The sequence below is a fragment of the Burkholderia territorii genome (genome assembly GCF_001718335.1).
GTDB classification, from domain to species: domain Bacteria; phylum Pseudomonadota; class Gammaproteobacteria; order Burkholderiales; family Burkholderiaceae; genus Burkholderia; species Burkholderia territorii.
In genome coordinates this window covers 2099022-2118522 of sequence record NZ_CP013365.1, presented here as the reverse complement: position 1 = coordinate 2118522, position 19501 = coordinate 2099022, and the positions used below count along the sequence as shown (strand labels likewise).

Here is a 19501-nt window from a genome sequence, read left to right as displayed (position 1 = left end):
CTTGCTGCGGCGCGGCAGCGACGCCACGATCGATCGAGGTAGAGGTCGACTGCCGTGCCGCCGTTCGTGTCGACGCCCGCCGCGCAAGGGCATGCGCGCAAATCGTCTGACTGATCTAAACTCCTTTTAACTTCGCGCATTCGCGAACCGACTGACCGAACGGAACCCACTTCCGCCGGCTGTGTCCGATTTCCTGGCTGTTCCGTGCAACGCGGTACCAAGGAGGGTCTGAACATGGCAAGGCATCTTCACGCCGACCGTGAACCCCGAATCGTGCCCGAGTCCAAGTGCCTCGGCCCGTGCGATCCGGCACAACGCATCCACGTCACGATCATGTTGCGGCGGCAGGAAGAAGGGCAACTCGATACGTTGGTCCACCAGCTCGCCACCGGCGACTCACAGGCGAAACCGCTGTCGCGCGAAGCGTTCGCGCAGCGTTTCTCCGCCAATTCCGACGACATTCGCAAGACCGAGGAATTCGCCCGTCGACATCAGTTGACGGTCGATCGCGTCGACCCGGTCGAAAGCGTCGTCGTGCTGTCGGGCACGATCCAGCAGTTCGAAGCGGCGTTCAGCGTGAAGCTCGAGCGTTTCGAGCACCGTTCGATCGGCCAGTACCGCGGCCGCTCGGGCCCGATCGCGCTGCCGGACGAGCTCGGCGACGCCGTCACGGCCGTGCTCGGTCTCGACAGCCGCCCGCAGGCGCGGCCGCACTTCCGGCTGCGTCCGCCGTTCAGGCCGGCGCGCGGCGCCACGAGCGTCACGTTCACGCCGATCCAGCTCGCGTCGCTGTATGGCTTTCCGGCCGGCGACGGCGCCGGGCAATGCATCGCGATCGTCGAACTCGGCGGTGGCTATCGCGCGGCCGATATCCAGCAGTATTTCCGCGGGCTCGGCATCGGCACGCCGCCGACGCTCGTCGACGTGAACGTCGGCACCGGCCGCAATGCGCCGACCGGTGACCCGAACGGCCCGGACGGTGAAGTCGCGCTCGACATCGAGATCGCCGGTGCGATCGCGCCGGCCGCGAAGATCGCCGTGTACTTCGCGCCGAACAGCGACGCAGGCTTCATCCAGGCCGTCAACGCGGCGGTCACCGACAAGATCAACAAGCCGTCGGTGATCTCGATCAGCTGGGGCGGGCCGGAAGCGATCTGGCAGGCGCAGTCGGCGCAGGCGTTCAACCGCGTGCTGCAGGCGGCCGCCGCGCAGGGCATCACGGTGTGCGCGGCGTCGGGCGACAGCGGCTCGGGCGACGGGCTGCAGGACGGCGCCGATCACGTCGACTTCCCCGCGTCGAGCCCGTACGTGCTCGGCTGCGGCGGCACGCAACTCGATGCGTTGCCCGGCCAGGGCATCCGCAGCGAGGTCGCGTGGAACGACGAGGCGGCCGGTGGCGGCGCCGGCGGCGGAGGCGTCAGCACGCTGTTCGACCTGCCGGCATGGCAGCAGGGACTGACGGTTGCGCTCGCCGACGGCAGCAGCACGCCGCTCGCGAAGCGCGGCGTGCCGGACGTCGCGGGCGATGCGTCGCCGCAAACGGGCTACGAGGTGTCGGTCGCGGGCACGCCCGCGGTGATGGGCGGCACGAGCGCGGTCGCGCCGCTGTGGGCAGCGCTGATCGCGCGGATCAACGCATCGGCCGGCACATCGGCCGGCTGGATCAATCCGACGCTGTACAAGAATCCGGGCGCGCTGCGCGACATCACCAAAGGCTCGAACGGCACGTATGCAGCCGCGTCGGGCTGGGATGCGTGCACGGGCCTCGGCAGCCCGGACGGCGCGAAACTCGCGGCGATCCTCGCGCGCAAGCCGTCGAGCTGACGCGCCGGCACAGGCCTTTCCATGTGACGCGGGTGTCCTGCCCGCGTCTTTTTTCACCTCCAGGAGCAGCACGATGGGCATCGATTCCGCATCTTCCGGCGGCGTGTATCCGCTGCATCACGGCGACCACAATTCTCATGGCGTGCCGCCGACCGTCAATCCGGTCGCGCTGAGCCACGGCCGCGACCAGCCGTTCTTCGATCCGGTCGCATACGGCAACGGCCCCGACGACTCGGTGACCGACACGACCGAGGCGGCCGCGATCACGCATCACACGATCCTGATCGACGGCAAGCGCATCGCGTACACGGCGACGGCCGGCCATCTCGTGACGGTCGATCCGAGCAGCTCGCAGCCGGCCGCGAAGCTCTTCTACGTCGCGTTTACGGCCGATGGCGCGAAGGAGGAGACGCGGCCCGTCACGTTCTTCTACAACGGCGGGCCCGGGTCGTCGTCGGTGTTCGTGCTGCTCGGCTCGTTCGCGCCGAAGCGCATCAAGACGTCGATGCCGGGTTTCACGCCGCCCGCGCCGTACCAGATCGAAGACAATCCGGACAGCATGATCGACCACAGCGACCTGGTGTTCATCAACCCGGTCGGCACCGGCTATTCGGCGGCTGTCGCGCCGAACCGGAACCGCGATTTCTGGGGCGTCGACCAGGATGCGAATTCGCTCAAGCAGTTCATCAAGCGCTACTTGACGAAGAACAACCGCTGGAATTCGCCGAAATACCTCTTCGGCGAGTCGTACGGCACCGCGCGCAGCTGCGTGCTCGCATACAAGCTGCACGAAGACGGCGTCGACCTGAACGGCGTCACGCTGCAGTCGTCGATCCTCGACTACCGGCAGGCCGGCAACCCGGTCGGCGCGCTGCCGACCGCCGCGGCCGATGCGTGGTATCACAAGAAGCTCGGCGTCACGCCCGCGCCGGCCGATCTCGGCGCGTTCGTCGAGGAAGTCGCGCAGTTCGCGCGCACCGACTACCTGACCGCGTTGCGCAACGTCCCGCATGCCGATCCGGCCACCGTGCGCAAGCTGTCGGCGTACACGGGCATCGACACCGCGACGCTGCAGACCTGGGGGCTCGATATCGCGGGCTACGACCCGCGTGGCAATTCGCTGTTCCTCACGACGCTGCTGCATGCGCAGGGGCTGGCACTCGGTTCGTACGACGGCCGCGTGACCGGGATCTCGTCGGGTATCGCCGGCAAGATCGACCCGAACTCGGGCGGCAACGATCCGACGATGACGGCCGTGACGGGCGTCTACACGGCGATGTGGAACAGCTACCTGAACGAGCAGCTGAAGTTCACGTCGAATTCCGCGTTCACGGACCTGAACGACCAGGCGTTCCAGAACTGGGACTTCAGCCATATCGATCCGACCGGCGCGCAGCAGGGCATCGATGCCAAGGGGAACGTGATCCTCTACACGGCCGGCGATCTTGCCGCCGTGATGGCGCTGAACGTCGACCTGAAGGTGCTGTCGGCGAACGGCCTCTACGATTTCGTCACGCCGTTCTACCAGACCGTGATCGACCTGCAGCAGATGCCGCTCGAGGATCAGAAGGTGCGGCAGAACCTGTCCGCGCGCTTTTATCCGTCGGGGCACATGGTGTATCTCGACGGCGGTTCGCGCACCGCGCTCAAGCGCGACCTCGCGACGATGTACGACGCGACGGTCAGCGATACGGGCGCGCGGATGCGGATTCGCGCACTGCAGGCGAAGAAGGCGGGCGGGCACGCGTAGCGTTGCCCGTCGTGCACGTGCCGCGCGTACCCGCCCGGGTTCGCGCGGCACGGCATGGGTGGCGGCGCCGGGCCGGGCTTACGCGGCCGGCCAGTCGAACGGCGTGTAAGGCAGCGCGCGCTTGTGGCGCGAGCCGTCGTAGAAGCGCAGCACCGTTTCGTACACGCTGTCGGCGACGGGCTTGCCTTCGAGGAAGTCGTCGATCTCGTCGTAGGTGACGCCATACGCGTGCTCGTCGGGGCGCAGCGGGCGCAGTTCCTCGAGGTCGGCCGTCGGCACCTTCATCACGATCAGTTCGTCGCCGCCGAGCGCGCGGGCGATTGCCCGCACGCGGCGCTTGCTCAGGCCGGCGAGCGGCAGCACGTCCGCGCCGCCGTCGCCGAATTTCGTGAAGAAACCCATCAGCGATTCGGCCGCGTGATCGGTGCCGATCACGATGCCGCGCCGCGCGCCGGCGACCGCATATTGCGCGATCATGCGCTCGCGTGCCTTGATGTTGCCGTGCACGAAGTCCTGCTGTGCCGGGTTTTCGAACGCGTGGCCGGACGCGACGAGCGATGCGAGCATCGCGTCGGCGGCGGGCTTCACGTCGACCGTGAACGTCTCGTCCGCGCGCACGAACGCGAGCGCGCGCTGCGCATCGGCTTCGTCGTTCTGCACGCCGTTGGGCAAGCGCATCGCGATGAAGCGGGCGTCGTAGCCTTCGCCGCGCAGCTTTTCGACCGCGAGTTGCGCGAGCCGCCCGGCCGTCGACGAATCGACGCCGCCGCTGATGCCGAGCACGTAGGTCCGCAGGCCGGTCGAACGAAGGTACTGCGCGAGGAAATCGATGCGGCGGGCGATTTCGGCATCGACGTCGAATTGCGGGGCGACGTTCAGTTCGGCAATGATCGCGCGTTGGCGGCTGGCGTAATCGGCGGATGTCATGGAGCGTGGTTCCGGAACGAAATGCAAGGCGCCCATCATAAGCGCAATCGCGGTCCGGCGCCGCGCCGGGCATGCGATCCGGCGATTGCGCGTTGCATCGGCGAGACGGGCTGCATCGTCATGGGGCAGCGTGCGGGGCGGCGGATGCCGGCGGGCACGCGGATGCGCCGTTTCGATGCGCGGCAGGGGCGCACCCCGCTAGCGTTCGCCCGCGTCAGCGCCGTGCGAGCACGACGCCCGCCAGCGCAAGCCCGAAGCCGGCGAGCTGCACGGCAGCGAGCGTTTCGCCGAACAGCAGGTAGCCCTGCAGCGCGGCGAGCGGCGGCGCGAGGAACAGCAGCGACGTCGCGCGCGCGGCGTTGCCGCGCCGCAGCATCCACATCAGCATCGTGACCGCGCCGCCGGACAGGAACACGACGCCCCACACGAGCGAGATCCACAGCGCCGGTGCGCCGATCCAGCGCGTTTCGTGCAGCAGCACGACGAAGACAGCCGCGACGATCGCCGCGCCGAGGTTCTGCACGGCGACGGCGGTGCGCAGGTCGTTCTGCGCGAGCTTGCCCTTCTGATACAGCGAGCCGGCGGTGATCGAGCCGACCGACAGGATCGACACGGCCACGACGAACCACGCGGGCGCCGCGCCCGGCGGCGGCGCGACACCGCCCGCGACCTTCGGCGCGAGCACGAGCGCGACGCCCGCGAGCCCGAGCGCCATCCCGAGCCAGCCGCGCGCGGGCAGGCGCTCGTTGAACAGCGGCACCGCGAGCACGGCGGTGGCGAGCGGCTGCAGCGCGCCGAGCAGTGCCATCACGCCCGCATTCAGCCCCTGCGCGACGGCCCAGTAGCTCGCGCCGAGATAGACGCCTTGCAGCAGCGCGCCGGCGATCAGGTGGCGCGGCCATTCGCGGCGGGCCGGCCACGGCGCACGCGCGGCGAGCGCCACCGCGCCGAACAGCACCGCCGTGCCCGCGAATCGTGCGAGCAGGAACAGGTTCGGATCGGCGTAGGGCTTGATTGCCCGCGCGACGATGAAGCCGGTGGACCACAGCGCGACGAAAGCCGCGGCGACGAGCGAGGAAAACATGCGGGGCGGGCCGCGATACGGCCGGACGAATCGTGAAGTCGGTCAGTATCGGGCGAAGCGGTGCCGCCGTCTTGTCGGATTCTGCACTCGCGCGTGGCGGGGCAGCGGCCACGCGCGGCGCATTGGTCGCGTGCGGGATGCGCGGCAGGTACGGCGGCGCGCCCGCCGTTCGCTTATCGGCCGGCCAGGAGAAGGCGCCGCGGCATGAAAACGCGCCGCGGCGCACGAAACGAAAGGGCGATCAATCGAGCGAGAACGTGTCGAGCGGCTGGTTCGCGCGTGCGTCGGTCGCGAAGCGCGCGGCGAGCTGTTCGTACAAACGGCGGGCCTCGTCGAGCGTCAGGTCGATCCAGTATGGATCGCCCGCTCCGTCGTTGAGCCGTTCCGGCGAAAACTGGATTTCGAGCACACTGCCTTTGCGATACATTCGCAAGCCCCCTGATGGTCTGTCGTTCGGCGAAGCGCAGAGTGTAGCAACCGCTTGCCGTGCCGATTCGCGCGCATCGGGCAATACAGAATTTCGCTTTCTCGAAACGCGCCGGCCGCCTGCCGCGTCGCCGTCAAATGACGGTCAAACGGCCGTAATACAATGGTCGGCTTACCCATTACCAGTCGCCTCGGGCGCATTGCGATGCTGGCGGAACAACGTCATCAATACATTCTGTCGGAACTCGGGCGATCGGGCGCGCTGTCGGTTGCCGAACTCGTGCGCTCGCTCGACGTGTCGCGCGAGACGGTCCGCCGCGACCTGAACGCGCTCGCGGCGCGCGGCCTGCTCGTGATGACGCATGGCGGCGCGCTGGCGGCGGACCGCCGCGAGCCGAGCCTGTCGGAGCGTGAAGCGGCCAACGCCGAAGCGAAGCGCACGATCGGGCGGCGCGCGGCCGAATTCGTACCGGACGACGCATCGGTGCTGATCGATTCGGGCAGCACGCCGCATGCGGTCGCGCTCGCGCTGGCCGACCGCCACCGGCTGTCGATCTACACGAACGACTGGCGCACGGCGTTCGTGCTCGCGCGGCGCAACGGCAATCGCGTGACGCTGCTCGGCGGCGAGCTGTCCGACGACGAGGATGCGACGTTCGGGCTCGATACGATCCAGCAGCTCGCGCAATACCATGTCGATTTCGCGTTCGTCGGCGCGGGCGGCATCACGGCCGACGGCGACTGCACCGACTACTCGCGGCTCGCCGCCGAAGTGCGCAGCCGGATGATCGCGGCGGCCGGCACGGCGATCATCGTCGCCGATCACTCGAAGTTCGGCCGCGTGACGCCGGTGCGGATCAACGGCACGGCGGCCGCGCGCTACCTCGTCACCGAGCGCGCGCCGGACAAGGCCGTGCGCCGCGCGCTGACGGCACGCGGCATCGAGTTGCTCGTGTGCGACTGACGCAGGTCCGACATACAAGGTTCATCGAACCGTCATCGCGCGGGAAAAACCGCCGTCAACACTGACTCATTCATCTCGACCGGCGCGTCCGGCAGGAGCAACGAATGACCGTCAGCGTACGCAGTTATCTTTCTCCGACCCTGGTCCTGCTGGCTTTCGACTGGCCCGACGCGGCGTCGCGCACGGACTTCCTCGGCTTCGCGATCCGGCGCACGCCGGGGTTCTGGTCGGCCGACGGCAAGACGCGGGCACCGAACAGCTGGCTGCCGAACCGGCTCACGTTCGACGGTCCGGCCGCCGACACGCAGGGCGACGCGCCGACCGACCAGGCGCCGATCCAGAAATTCATGTGGTGGGACGCGCGCATCGATCCGCAGGATCGCAATGCGTCGTTCCGCTATGACGTCTATCCGGTCGTCGGCACGCCGGAGAACCTGCAGGTGCTCGACGGGCAGGCCGGCGTGTGCGAGGTCGTGCTGCCCGCGCACGTCGTGGACGGTGTCGGCACGTGGTTCAACCGTGCGGTCGTGAGCTCGCAGGCGTTCGCGAAGCAGGTTGCGGCACTGGGCCTCGCGCCGGATGCGGTGCCGAGTGCGGAGCAGGCGCTGAAGCTGCGCACGTGGCTCGCGAACGACATGGAACAGGTGTTCGCGGCGATGCTCGACCCCGCGTCGCGCGCGGTGTCGGCCGTCTATCACCTGACGGACACGCTGTGGGCGCTGCCCGCATTCGAGGCGTTCGGGCGGCAGCATGGCGAAGCGTCGCTCGCGATCGTCTACGACGCGCACGCGACCGCGCGCAAGGGCAAGCCGCCGTTGCCGTCGCCGAACCAGCCGGCCGTCGACGCGCTGCAGGGCCTCGCGACGCTCGCGCCGCGCGACCGGACGCACATCATGCACGACAAGTTCATCGTGACCGACGCACCGGCGAATGCGGCCACCGCGGTGACGCCCGCGCGCGTGCTGACCGGTTCCGCGAACTTCACGACGGAAGGGCTGACGGAGCAGGCGAACGTGCTGCACGCGTTCGATTCGCCGGCGCTCGCGGCGCTGTACAACGCGCGTGCGCACGCGCTGGCCGCGAATCCGACGATCGCGGAGACGGCGAAGTTGTCGGCGGGCTGGTCGGCGCCGATCACGGTCGGCAGCGCGCAGGTGCGCGTCGCGTTTTCTCCGGAGCCGGCAGGGCAGCGCACCGAGATCGATACGATCGTCGCCGCGATCGCGGCCGCGAAGCATTCGGTGTCGTTCTGCCTGTTCATGCCGACCGACGCCGCACTGCGCGATGCATGCTTCGCAGCCGGCGACCGCGGCCTGATGATGTTCGGCCTGGTGAACCGCATCAACGTCGGCAGTGCGACGAAGGCCGATGCCGCGCAGCACGCCGGGCAGTCGCTCGATGCGGCGACGCTCGCGAACCTCGAGCTTTACCATCGCCAGCGCGATCGGCGCGACGTGATCGATGCCGCGTATTTTTCGCCGGCGACGGTGCCGAAGGGCTTCGAGCCGGAACTGCGCCTCTTTCCGGGCGAGCCGGCACCGGCCTATCCGCCGGTCGTGATCCACCACAAGTTCATCGTGATCGATGCGGAAGGCGCGAACCCGATCGTCTATACGGGCTCGGCGAACATGAGCCGCAATTCCGAGCAGTACAACGACGAGAACCTGCTCGAGATTCGCGACGCGCGGATCGCCGCGATCTATCTCGCCGAATTCCTGCGGCTCTACGAGCACTACCGCGCGCGGGCGCTGTCGATCGAGACGAAACGGCGCGGCGCCGGTGCGCAGCGGCAGCTCGCGCTCGCGCCGGATTCGAGCTGGGCGAAGAAATATTACGTGGCGGGAAGCCCGGAAGAGAAGGCGCGGATCGCGCTGGCGTCGACCGTGCCGACGGACGCGCCCGGGATGCACGCGCGGCGTGTGGCCTGAAGAAGCGCGCCGCGTGCGGCTGGCTCATGCCGGTCGCAGGCGGCGCGGCGATGTTCGGATGTGTGCCGGACGGCGAGTGAATGCTCGCGAGCCGGCGTGGGGAGGAATCGCGCTGTGTGCCTACGCGGCGACGTAGCGCAGCACGGAGTCGGTGATCGTTTCGCGATGCCGCGCGCGCAGCCGCGGCGCCGACGGATCGCGGCCGAACGCGGCGCCGAACGTATAGCGGTTCGACACGCGATGGAAGCAGAACGAGCTGATCAGCAGATGCAGGTCGAACGCATCGATATCCTTGCGGAAGGCGCCGCTCGCCGCGCCGCGCTCGAGCAGCTCCTCGAGCGTCTTGATGATCCTGACGTTGCTGGTCTTGAACGACTTCAGCTGCTCGAGATACTTCGCGCCGTGGATGTTCTCGATCGACACGAGGCGGACGAAGTCGCGGTGCTTGTCGTGATAGTCGAACGTGAATTCGACCAGCCGGCGCATGCCTTCGCGCGGCTCCATGTCGCCGACGTGCAGCTCCTGCTCGAGCGCGCGGATGTCGCCGTACACCTTCTCCAGCACGGCCTCGTACAGGCCTTCCTTGCTTTCGAAGTAGTAGTAGAGCATCCGCTTCGTCGTGTTCGTGCGCTCGGCGATCGCGTCGACGCGCGCACCGGCGAGGCCCATCGCGGAAAACTCCTGCGTGGCGACATCGAGGATGTTGCGCTTGGTTTGCTCGGGATCGTATTTGCGCCGCGCATCGGGGGCAAGCGCTCGGCTTTCGGACGTGGCGGCCTTGCTTCCAGCTTTCATGTGACTTTGTTGTGGGTTCGCGGCGGCATGAAGAAACCATTCTAGCATGCGGGAAATGGCCGCCCGGCCGACCTTTCGCTCTAATCGGCCGGGCGATTCGGGCCGCTGGCGCCGCTCAGCGCCGGCACGCCGCGAGCGCGTCGCGGGCCTGGTACGCGGTGTACGTGAGCTGTGCAGCGGCGAGCCCCGCGAGCCCGAACGTGCGCGTGAGCCCGAATGCGGCGAAGCCTTCCGGCACGGGCCGCTCCCCGGCCAGCGCGGCGGCGAGCGCTTCGCCGGCGACGGTGGTCGGCGCCATCCCGTGGCCGCCGAATGCGATCGCATGCCAGACGCCGTCCGCGTCGCGGCCGATCTGCGGCATCTTGTGCCGCGCGTAGCTCATCAGCCCGCCCCACGCGTATTCGACCTTCACGCCGTCGAGCTGCGGATACACGCGCAGCAGGTCGCGTCGCAGCAGCCGCGCGATCGCGTCCGGGCCGCGATCGAGCACCGAGATCCGGCCGCCCCACAGAATCCGCGTGTCCTTCAGCGGACGGTAGTAGTCGAACGCGAAACGCGTGTCGTAGATCGCGTACGGCGCGTCGATCGCGTCCGGCAGGCGCGTGCCGAGCGGTTCGGTCGCGATCACGTAGGTCGCGATCGGCAGCACCGCGCGCTCGATGCGCGGCGACACGCCGCGCGCATAGCCGCCGCCGGCGAACACGACGTCCTTCGCGCGCACCGTGCCCTGCGCCGTGCGCACGACGTAGCCGGCGCCTTCGCGCGCGATGCCGAGTGCCGCCGAGCGTTCGTACACGCGTGCGCCGCCGCGCGACGCGGCCGCCGCGACGCCGAGCACGTACTTGAGCGGATGGAAGTGAAATGCGTTCGGCTCGAACAGGCCGCCGTAATAGCGCCGGGTCTTCAGCCGCGCACGCAGCGCGTCGGTCGCGACCGGTTCCCAGTCGACGTTGAATTCCTGCTTCATCAGCGTGCGCACGCCGTCGAGCCGCGACGGATCGTCGAACCAGTTCGCGAGCATCACGCCCTCGTCGACGATGTCGCAGTCGATTCCGTAGCGGCCGATCCGCGCGCGGATCAGGTCGACCGCGTCGACGGTGAGCCGGTACAGGCGGCGGCCTTCGTCGCGGCCGAGCGTGCGCAACAGGTCCGCGTTGTCGAGGCTGTAGCCGCCGAACACGAAGCCGCCGTTGCGGCCCGACGCGCCGAAGCCGACCCGTTCGCCGTCGAGCACGACGACATCCCGCACGCCGCGCTCGACGAGGCCGAGTGCCGTGCACAGGCCGGCGAGGCCGCCGCCGACGATGCAGACCTGCGTGTCGATCGTGCCGGTCAGTTGCGGGTAGGGCTGGCGGGTAACGGTGGCTTCGTAGAAGTTCTGCATGCGTTTTCTGTGACTCGTAACGGCGGAAAAGCGGACGGCGCGCGTCGATCTTGCCTGAACGCGCGCGCCGCGTCGAATGGGGATTTCAGCGCGATGGCCGCGGCGGCCGGGCGGCGGCCGTTGCACGGCCGGCCGTCAGGCGCCCGGCGTCGGATTGGCCGGGGCGGCGACGTAGGCCGGATAGCCGGCGTCGGCCTTCGGCGTCGCTTCGGTTGTCGCGTTGCGCTCGATCCACGGCGCGATCTCCATGTCCTCGTAGCGGACGAGGCGGCATTTGCGCACCAGCGCGTAGCCGAGCCAGATCGCGAGAAAGAACGGCAGGCCGATGTAGGTTGCGGCGATGCCGGCCCAGTCGATCTTGTCGGCGAGGAACGCCTGGTAGTCCTGGCCGAGCGCGACGATCGCGCACAACGCGAATGCGAACAGCGGGCCGAACGGGAACCACTTCGACCGGTACGGCAACTGGTCGAGCCGATAGCCCTGCTTGAGGAAGCCCTTGCGGAACCGGTAATGGCTGACCGCGATGCCGAGCCAGGTGATGAAGCCCGCCATGCCCGACGTGTTCAGCAGCCACAGGTAGACGGTCTTGTCACCGTACAGCGATGTGAGGAAGCACAGCGCGCCGACGGCGGTCGTCGCATACAGCGCGTTGCGCGGCACGCCGCCGGCCGACAGCTTCGCGAACAGCTTCGGCGCGCGGCCTTCGACCGCGAGGTTGTAGAGCATCCGCGTCGACGCATACATGCCCGAGTTGCCGGCGGACAGCACGGCCGTCAGGATCACCGCGTTCATCACGCCGGCCGCGAACGCGAGGCCGGCGTGGCGGAACACGAGCGTAAACGGGCTCACGCCGATGTCGGTCACGTCGCTCTTCAGCAGGCTCGGGTCGGTGTACGGAATCAGCACGCCGATCACGAAGATCGCGAATACGTAGAACAGCAGGATGCGCCAGAAGATCTGGCTGACCGCGCGCGGGATCGTCGTGCGCGGATTCTCCGATTCGCCGGCCGCGACACCGATCATTTCGGTGCCCTGGAACGAGAAGCCCGCGATCATCGCGACGCCGAGCATCGTTCCCCAACCGCCCACGAAGGGCGCGTCGCCGATGGTGAAGTTGCCCCATCCCGCGCTCGGGCCGCCCTGCATGATGCCGAAGATCATCATCAGGCCGACGCCGACGAACGCGAGCACCGTCAGCACCTTGATCAGCGCGAACCAGTATTCTGCTTCGCCGAAGCCGCGTACCGACAACGCATTGAGCGCGAAGATCAGCGCGAGGAAGATTGCGCTCCACCAGACGCCCGGCACATGCGGAAACCAGTAGTGCATCACGAGCTGCGCGGCGACGAGCTCGACCGCAAGCGTCACGGCCCAGCTGTACCAGTAGTTCCAGCCGAGCGCGAAACCGAAGCCCTCGTCGACGAATTTCGCGCCGTAGGTCGCGAACGAACCCGAGACCGGCATGAACGCGGCCATTTCGCCGAGGCTCGTCATCAGGAAGTAGACCATCAGCCCGATCAGCATGTAAGCGAGCATCGCGCCGCCGGGGCCGGCTTGCGAGATCGACGCGCCGGACGCGACGAACAGGCCCGTGCCGATCGAGCCGCCGATGGCGATCATCCGCAGATGGCGTGCCTGCAGCGCGCGGTGAAGGGACGGCTTCGCGGGCGGCGAGCCGGACGGACGGGGCGAGTCGGGGCGGGCATCTGAATGCATGGCGGGTGCTGAGCGCTGTCTCCGGATTGTTTTTTGGCGACGAAAGGCGACGGGTCGCCGGGCGGGCAGCGCGGCACGGCTTCGCGGGCTTGAACCCGACCTGCCGGTGCAGCGGGCCGCGACGCGTGTCGCCTTCGTCTGTCGTGCGGCCGTTGCTGGACGGCCGTCGGTGCGCCGGGTGCGGTACACCTCGACGCCGCCCCGATTGTGTGTGCCGCCCGCAAGCGCGGCAAACGATATTTCCGCACTGGGTGATGCAACTTTGTCATCAACCTGCGGCGCATCGAAAGCTCTGCGGCGCGCCGGATGCCAGCGCTGGACAGGTCGCGCGCCGATGCCGAAACACGGGGATTCGTGCTGCCCGGGTGTTGCGTTTTCGGAATGAAGTCGTGAGTTAATATCAATAGCGGGCCGACTTGTGGCCGCCGACAATGTGTCTCATGGATCGTGCCTCGCGAGGCTGCAGCGTGCCGTCCGGCCGGGGTTTCCGGCGGCGGCACCGGGCGATACGCCACGCGGCGCGCCGGGCCTGCCGAGCCGCACATCCGCTTGCACAGGGCGCGCGAACGCGCTCCAATCGAATCACGCGGGCGGCGTCGCCGCCGCACCGATCAATCTGTCCCTGAAGAGGAAGTGATGCAATTCAACGACATTCTTGCTGCGCTCGACATCGATCTCGCCCAGTGGAAAGGCAACGCGCTGACCGCGCGTTCGCCGCTCGACGGCGCGACGCTCGCGACGCTGGCGGTCGACTCGCCCGCCGACGCCGAGCGCAAGATCGACGCCGCGCACGACGCATTCCTCAAGTGGCGCACGGTGCCGGCGCCGGTGCGCGGCGAGTTCGTGCGCGTGTTCGGCAACGTGCTGCGCGAGCACAAGGCCGAGCTCGGCCGCCTCGTCACGCTCGAAGCGGGCAAGATCACGTCGGAAGGCCTCGGCGAAGTGCAGGAAATGATCGACATCTGCGACTTCGCGGTCGGCCTGTCGCGCCAGCTTTACGGCCTGACCATCGCATCCGAGCGCCCCGGCCACCGGATGATGGAGACGTGGCATCCGATCGGCGTGTGCGGCGTGATTTCGGCGTTCAACTTCCCGGTCGCGGTGTGGGCGTGGAATGCCGCGCTCGCGTTCGTCTGCGGCGATTCGGTCGTGTGGAAGCCGTCGGAAAAGACGCCGCTCACCGCGATCGCATGTCACCAGTTGCTCGCCAAGGCGCTGCGCGAATTCGACAAGACGCATCCCGGCGTCGCGCCGCAAGGCCTGAGCCAGCTCGTGCTCGGCATGCGCGACGTGGGCGAGGTGCTGACCTCGTCACGGAAGGTGCCGGTCGTGAGCGCGACGGGCAGCGTGCGGATGGGGCAGGAAGTCGCGAAGGTGCTGAGCCAGCGTCTCGCGCGCGGCATCCTCGAGCTTGGCGGCAACAACGGGATGATCGTCGCGCCGAGCGCCGACCTCGACCTCGTCGTGCGTGCGGTTACGTTCGCGGCGGTCGGCACGGCAGGCCAGCGTTGCACGACGCTGCGCCGCCTGATCGTGCATCGCAGCATCGTCGACCAGCTGCTGCCGCGCATCGAGAAGGCCTATGCATCGGTGAAGGTCGGCAACCCGCTCGAGGAAGGCACGCTCGTCGGCCCGCTGGTCGACCGTGCGTCGTTCGACGCGATGCAGAAGGCGCTGGCCGATGCGCGCGAGCAGGGCGGCGAAGTGAAGGGCGGCGAGCGAGTCGACGTCGGCCACGCCGATGCGTACTACGTGCGTCCGGCCATCGTACGGATGCCGAAGCAATCGGCGGTGGTCGAGCGCGAGACGTTCGCGCCGATTCTCTACGTGATGGTCTACGACAACTTCGAGGATGCGATCGAGGTGCACAACGCGGTGCCGCAGGGCCTGTCGTCGGCGATCTTCACCAACGACATGCGCGAGGCCGAGCAGTTCATGTCGGCGGCGGGCAGCGATTGCGGGATCGTCAACGTGAACATCGGCACGAGCGGCGCGGAGATTGGCGGCGCATTCGGCGGCGAGAAGGAAACGGGCGGCGGCCGCGAGTCGGGTTCGGATGCATGGAAGGCATACATGCGCCGCGCGACGAACACGATCAACTACAGCCGTCAGCTGCCGCTGGCGCAGGGCGTGAAGTTCGACGTGTGACGGAGGCGCCCGCAAGGGCGCGTTGACCGTCGAATGAAAACGGGCCGGTTGCCGCGAAAGCGGTAACCGGCCCGTGTCGTTTTCGACGATGCGCGCGCGGCGATGCCCGATCCGCGCCCGCCCGGTCACGTCTTCATTCGTGCCGGGTCGCTCCGTCGCTGGCCGGCATGTTCTGCACGACCAGCATCTGCGGCGTCGACAGCGTGATCTGCGCCGCCCGCAACTGCTTCAGGATCTCGAACAGCAGGTCACTCTTCGTCGAGCTCGCGATCCGCGGGCTCGCCACGTAGCCCGTGACGCTCAGCGTGATCCCGTCGGGCGCCAGTTGGCTGAACGTGACCGACGGCGCCGGTTTCTCGAGAATCGCCGGATGCTCGCGATAGGCATCGAGCAGCAGGTCGCGCACCTGCTCCGGGTCGGTGTTCAGCGGGAACGTCAGCATCAACGTCGCGACGCCCTGCGTGCTGTTGCCCATCGTCACGTTGCGCACGTTCTGCGAGATCAGCTGCGAGTTCGGCACGATCACGGTCGAGCGGTCGCTGAGCTGGATTTCGGTCGCGCGCACGTTGATGCGGCGGATGTCACCTTCCACACCCGCGATGCTGACCATGTCGCCCACCTTGACCGGCCGCTCTGTCAGCAGGATCAGCCCCGACACGAAGTTCTTCACGATCTCCTGGAGGCCGAAGCCGATACCGACCGACAGCGCACTGACGATCCACGCGAGATTGCTCCATCTGACGCCGAGCAGGCCCAGCGTCATCAGCACGAGCAGCACGTAGCCGACGTTGGTGAACAGCGTGATCAGCGACACGCGCATTCCCGCATCCATGCCGAGCGCCGGCATGAACTCGCCATCGAGCCAGCGGCGCACCGAGCGCAGCAGGTAGAAGCCGATCGCGAACCCGATCACCGCGTTCATGATCCGGTCCGGCATGATGTTCAGGCTCTGCAGCCGCTGGCCGCCGATCATCGCGAGCGCACTGTCGAGCAGGTCGCTCGGTGTCGTGCCGAAGCCGCCCGTCAGCAACGCGATCGCCGCGACCAGCATCAGCAGGCTCGTGCCGAGGCCGGACACGACGGTGTGCGCCTGGTCGAGATGCCGGTCGTCGAGCGCGAACAGGTGCTTGATCTGCTTGCCGGTCGACAGGTTCGCGGAGAACAGGCTTTCGCTCGCGTCGCGCGTCAGCTGCGTCATGATGTAGACGCTGCACAGCACGATCTCGAACCACACGAGCTCGTACGTGATGAAGCGCGCGACGGTGATGTAGCCGATCAGCAGCGCGCCGAGCGACACGACGATCGCCAGCGTGACGCCCGCATGGATGAGCCCCGCGAGCGTCGAACGATCCTCGGGCGACTCGCCGGACGCCGCAAGCGCGCTGCGTACGCGATTCGCGCGCAGGATCGACGCGCCGACGGTCAGCGCGACGACGAGCGAGACGATGCCGCGACCGAACAGTGTGACGGACAGGCTGGTGTCGACGATCCGGTTGATCGATTCGAGCGTGCCGGACATCAGCAGCAGCGCGGCCAGCACACCGGGGAACGGCTTCATCGCGAGCGCGACGGGATCGGCGAGCGCGGGCAGGCGCCACGACGGATGCTTCGTGCAGAGCAGCGCGCGGCCGAGGCCGGCAATCAGCGCGCAGGTCACGGCGAGCTTCGCGAACTGGTCCCACAGATCCGTCATCGACGACGTGAGTTCGGCGTGGCGGGCGAGCGCGAGATAGAGGATCTGGACGGCGACCGCGGTCGCGAGCAGCGTCGAGAACGCCGTCGCCAGCGCCAGCGCGCTGCGGCGCAGCCGGGTGGGCGGCAGGCGGTTCAGGCAGAACCATGCGAGCCCGCGTTCGACGATGCGGCGGCCGCCGAGCCAGACCGCGAACGCGGCGATCATCAGCAACGTGGTGAGCGCGCGCTGGCCGGGCGTCCAGGACGAGCGCAGCATGTCGCGCAGTTCGTCGTTGAAATCGTCGAGCCGCTGCACGTCGTCCGGCGACAGATGGAACAGCGGCATCCAGAACTGCGCGCCGAAGATGCTGCCGGAGCGGAACGCGAGCTGGTTCTTCAGCAGGCTGCGGTGCAGCTTCGAGAACTGGTCGTTCAGGTTCGCGAGGTTGGTCTTCTGGTCGGCGGCCTGCTTCAGCGCCGCGTCGATCTGCGCCTTGCGTGCGTTCAACGTCGCCCGTTGCTGTTCGACGGCGGGTGTTTCGGGCGATGCGCCGGGGGCCGGCGGCGGGCCGAGCACGTCGAGCTGCGCCTGGACCTGCGTGCGTTGCGGCGCGAGCTGGCTCTGCAACTTGTCGACGTCGGCGCTCAGCTCCTGGGTTGCTTCGGCGAGCTCGTCGAGCTCCTTGCTGTTGGTCGCGTTCGACGTCTGCTGCTTGATGCGGTCCTGTTGCACCTGCATCTGCTTGAGTTGCGCAACGGCGTCGCCGAGCGAAATCGCCGGCACGGGGGCGCCGACGCCGCTCGCGCCCGGCGCGGACGCGGCCGTCGGAAACGCCGACGCGGTGGCGATCGCCGCGAACTGCAGCAGTGCGAACAGCGCGATCCGGCGTGCGTACGTGGATAGTCGTTGTATGGACATGGATGCTTACGTTTTGCCGACAATGTCGGGCGCGCGAAGGCGCCCCGGAAGCCGGAAGTTGGCCCGGTAGCATGTTACCGGGGCGCGGCGGCCGCGGCGCTGCCGATCGTGCGTGTCGGCCGCCGCGTGCCGCAGTGCGCGCGCGGGCATCCGATGCCGCGCAGGCCCTTGCCGGCGGGGCCGTGACGGTCGCATGCGCGGGCCGGCAGCGGAACATCGCGACGCCGGCGCGCCTTACAGATTCGACAGACGGTTACGGAATTTACACAATATCGGGCGCGAAAGTAGGGTATCCGAACAGGTTCGCCATGCAACGCGGGCCGCGCGGCGTGCCGGTACAATGCAGCGAATCGCTCGACGGCGGCCCGCTGGCCGCCGAACAACAACACACGACACGATCAGGAGACACGACCAAGATGGTCTCAACGGACAGCTTTCCACAGGCAGCCGCCCCGTCCTCTTCCATCGACCCGGGCTCGATTTCAGCCCGCCTCGATCGCCTGCCGCCGACCCGCAGCGTCTGGAAGCTCGTCGTGCTACTGAGCCTCGGCTTCTTCTTCGAACTCTACGATCTGCTGTACAGCGGCTACGTTGCGCCGGGTCTCGTGAAAAGCGGGATCCTCTCCACGACTACGCATGGCCTGTTCGGCACCACGGGCGTCGCCAGCTTCATCGCCGCACTGTTCTCCGGCCTTTTCATCGGCACGATCGCATGCGGCTTCCTCGCGGACCGCTTCGGACGCCGCGCGATCTTCACGTGGTCGCTGCTGTGGTACACCGCCGCCAACGTCGTGATGGCGTTCCAGGACACGGCGGCCGGATTGAACTTCTGGCGCTTCGTCGTCGGTCTCGGCCTCGGCGTCGAGATGGTCACGATCGGCACGTACATCTCCGAGCTCGTGCCGAAGCAGATCCGTGGCCGTGCGTTCGCGTGCGAGCAGGCGGTCGGGTTCGTCGCGGTGCCGGTGGTTGCGTTCCTCGCATACCTGCTCGTGCCGCACGCCCCGTTCGGCCTCGACGGCTGGCGCTGGGTCGTGCTGATCGGCGCGCACGGCGCGCTGTTCGTATGGTGGATTCGCCGCGAGTTGCCGGAGAGCCCGCGCTGGCTCGCGCAGCAGGGGCGCGTCGACGAAGCCGATCGCATCATGCGCGCGCTCGAGGCGAAGGTCGAAGCCGAATACGGCCGGCCGCTGCCGCCGCCCGCGCCGGCCGAGCCGGTGCCGCCGCGCGGCAGCTTCCGCGACATGTGGGTGCCGCCGTATCGCAGCCGCACGATCATGATGACGATCTTCAACGTGTTCCAGACGGTCGGCTTCTACGGTTTCGCGAACTGGGTGCCGACGCTGCTCATCAAGCAGGGCATCACGATCACGTCGAGCCTCATGTATTCGAGCGTGATCGCGCTCGCGGCGCCGCTCGGTCCGCTGATCGGCCTCGTGATCGCCGACCGCTTCGAGCGCAAGTCGGTGATCGTCGCGATGGCGGCGGCGATCGTCGTCTGCGGGCTGGTGTTCAGCCAGACGACGGCGGGTGCGTTCCTGATCGTGCTCGGGATCGGGCTCACGCTCGCGAGCAACATCATGTCGTACAGCTTCCACGCGTATCAGGCCGAGTTGTTCCCGACGTCGATCCGTGCGCGCGCGGTGGGTTTCGTCTATTCATGGAGCCGCTTCTCGGCGATCTTCTCGTCGTTCGTGATCGCGGCCGTGCTGAAGGGCTTCGGCACGCTCGGCGTGTTCGCGTTCATCGCCGGCGCGATGGCGATCGTGATGGCCGCGATCGGATTCATGGGGCCGCGCACCAAGGGCATCGCGCTCGAAGCCATTTCGAAGTAGACGCGGGCTGCGCACTCGCACGTCACATGCCGCATGCGGCGCGCGAGTGCAGTTCCGGCATTTCGGGCTGCAGACAACTCGCAGCAGCGAGCAGCGTGCCATGCAGCGGTGACGCAAGCGGCAACGA

The 19501-nt window shown here is 68.1% G+C and carries 13 protein-coding genes; 6 read left to right on the top strand and 7 right to left on the bottom strand.

Annotated elements, in window-relative coordinates:
• Positions 1–234: 234 nt before the first annotated feature.
• Positions 235–1824 (top strand): S53 family peptidase, encoded by a 1590-nt coding sequence (locus WS51_RS09335; RefSeq protein WP_069228996.1) that lies wholly within the window; start codon positions 235–237, stop codon positions 1822–1824.
• Positions 1825–1897: 73 nt separating this feature from the next.
• Complete coding sequence (locus tag WS51_RS09330; protein WP_059501725.1) at positions 1898–3574, top strand: S10 family peptidase; 1677 nt, start codon at positions 1898–1900, stop codon at positions 3572–3574.
• Between the two features lie 78 nt (positions 3575–3652).
• Here the strand turns inward: WS51_RS09330 and nadE are convergent, their stop codons facing one another.
• The 3 genes from nadE to WS51_RS09315 all read right to left on the bottom strand — a co-directional run bounded on the left by nadE (position 3653) and on the right by WS51_RS09315 (position 6012).
• Positions 3653–4501 carry an ammonia-dependent NAD(+) synthetase gene (gene nadE, locus WS51_RS09325; protein ID WP_059450154.1) on the bottom strand — a complete coding sequence of 283 codons (849 nt, stop codon included), beginning with the start codon at positions 4499–4501 and terminating at the stop codon, positions 3653–3655.
• Between the two features lie 214 nt (positions 4502–4715).
• Positions 4716–5585, bottom strand: a complete 870-nt coding sequence (locus WS51_RS09320) for a DMT family transporter (protein ID WP_059769906.1) — start codon at positions 5583–5585, stop codon at positions 4716–4718.
• Positions 5586–5826: 241 nt separating this feature from the next.
• A complete protein-coding gene (locus WS51_RS09315; protein ID WP_006752380.1) occupies positions 5827–6012 on the bottom strand; it encodes a hypothetical protein in 186 nt (61 codons plus the stop codon).
• A 204-nt stretch (positions 6013–6216) separates the two neighbouring features.
• On the opposite strand from WS51_RS09315, the gene WS51_RS09310 reads away from it, so the two are divergent.
• Together WS51_RS09310 and WS51_RS09305 are read left to right on the top strand one after the other, a co-directional pair.
• Positions 6217–6975 carry a DeoR/GlpR family DNA-binding transcription regulator gene (locus WS51_RS09310; RefSeq protein ID WP_059501731.1) on the top strand — a complete coding sequence of 253 codons (759 nt, stop codon included), beginning with the start codon at positions 6217–6219 and terminating at the stop codon, positions 6973–6975.
• 104 nt (positions 6976–7079) lie between these two features.
• Positions 7080–8903 (top strand): phospholipase D-like domain-containing protein, encoded by a 1824-nt coding sequence (locus WS51_RS09305; RefSeq protein ID WP_069228995.1) that lies wholly within the window; start codon positions 7080–7082, stop codon positions 8901–8903.
• Between the two features lie 120 nt (positions 8904–9023).
• Here WS51_RS09305 and WS51_RS09300 read toward each other — a convergent pair whose 3' ends face one another.
• From WS51_RS09300 to WS51_RS09290, 3 genes are all read right to left on the bottom strand, one after another.
• Positions 9024–9698: a TetR/AcrR family transcriptional regulator gene (locus WS51_RS09300; protein WP_059450150.1), complete on the bottom strand. Its 675-nt coding sequence runs from the start codon at positions 9696–9698 to the stop codon at positions 9024–9026.
• Positions 9699–9813: 115 nt separating this feature from the next.
• Entirely contained in the window at positions 9814–11082 is a 1269-nt protein-coding gene (locus WS51_RS09295) for an NAD(P)/FAD-dependent oxidoreductase (protein ID WP_059501735.1), read from the bottom strand.
• A gap of 135 nt (positions 11083–11217) precedes the next feature.
• A complete protein-coding gene (locus WS51_RS09290) occupies positions 11218–12798 on the bottom strand; it encodes an amino acid permease (RefSeq protein WP_069228994.1) in 1581 nt (526 codons plus the stop codon).
• A 636-nt stretch (positions 12799–13434) separates the two neighbouring features.
• On the opposite strand from WS51_RS09290, the gene amaB reads away from it, so the two are divergent.
• Positions 13435–14946 carry an L-piperidine-6-carboxylate dehydrogenase gene (gene amaB / locus WS51_RS09285; protein WP_059447117.1) on the top strand — a complete coding sequence of 504 codons (1512 nt, stop codon included), beginning with the start codon at positions 13435–13437 and terminating at the stop codon, positions 14944–14946.
• 133 nt (positions 14947–15079) lie between these two features.
• On the opposite strand, the gene WS51_RS09280 is transcribed toward amaB, so the two are convergent.
• Complete coding sequence (locus WS51_RS09280; protein ID WP_069228993.1) at positions 15080–17539, bottom strand: DUF3772 domain-containing protein; 2460 nt, start codon at positions 17537–17539, stop codon at positions 15080–15082.
• Positions 17540–17955: 416 nt separating this feature from the next.
• Between WS51_RS09280 and WS51_RS09275 the strand changes: the two genes are divergently transcribed.
• Entirely contained in the window at positions 17956–19374 is a 1419-nt protein-coding gene (locus WS51_RS09275) for an MFS transporter (protein WP_059848598.1), read from the top strand.
• The last annotated feature ends 127 nt before the right edge of the window (positions 19375–19501 follow it).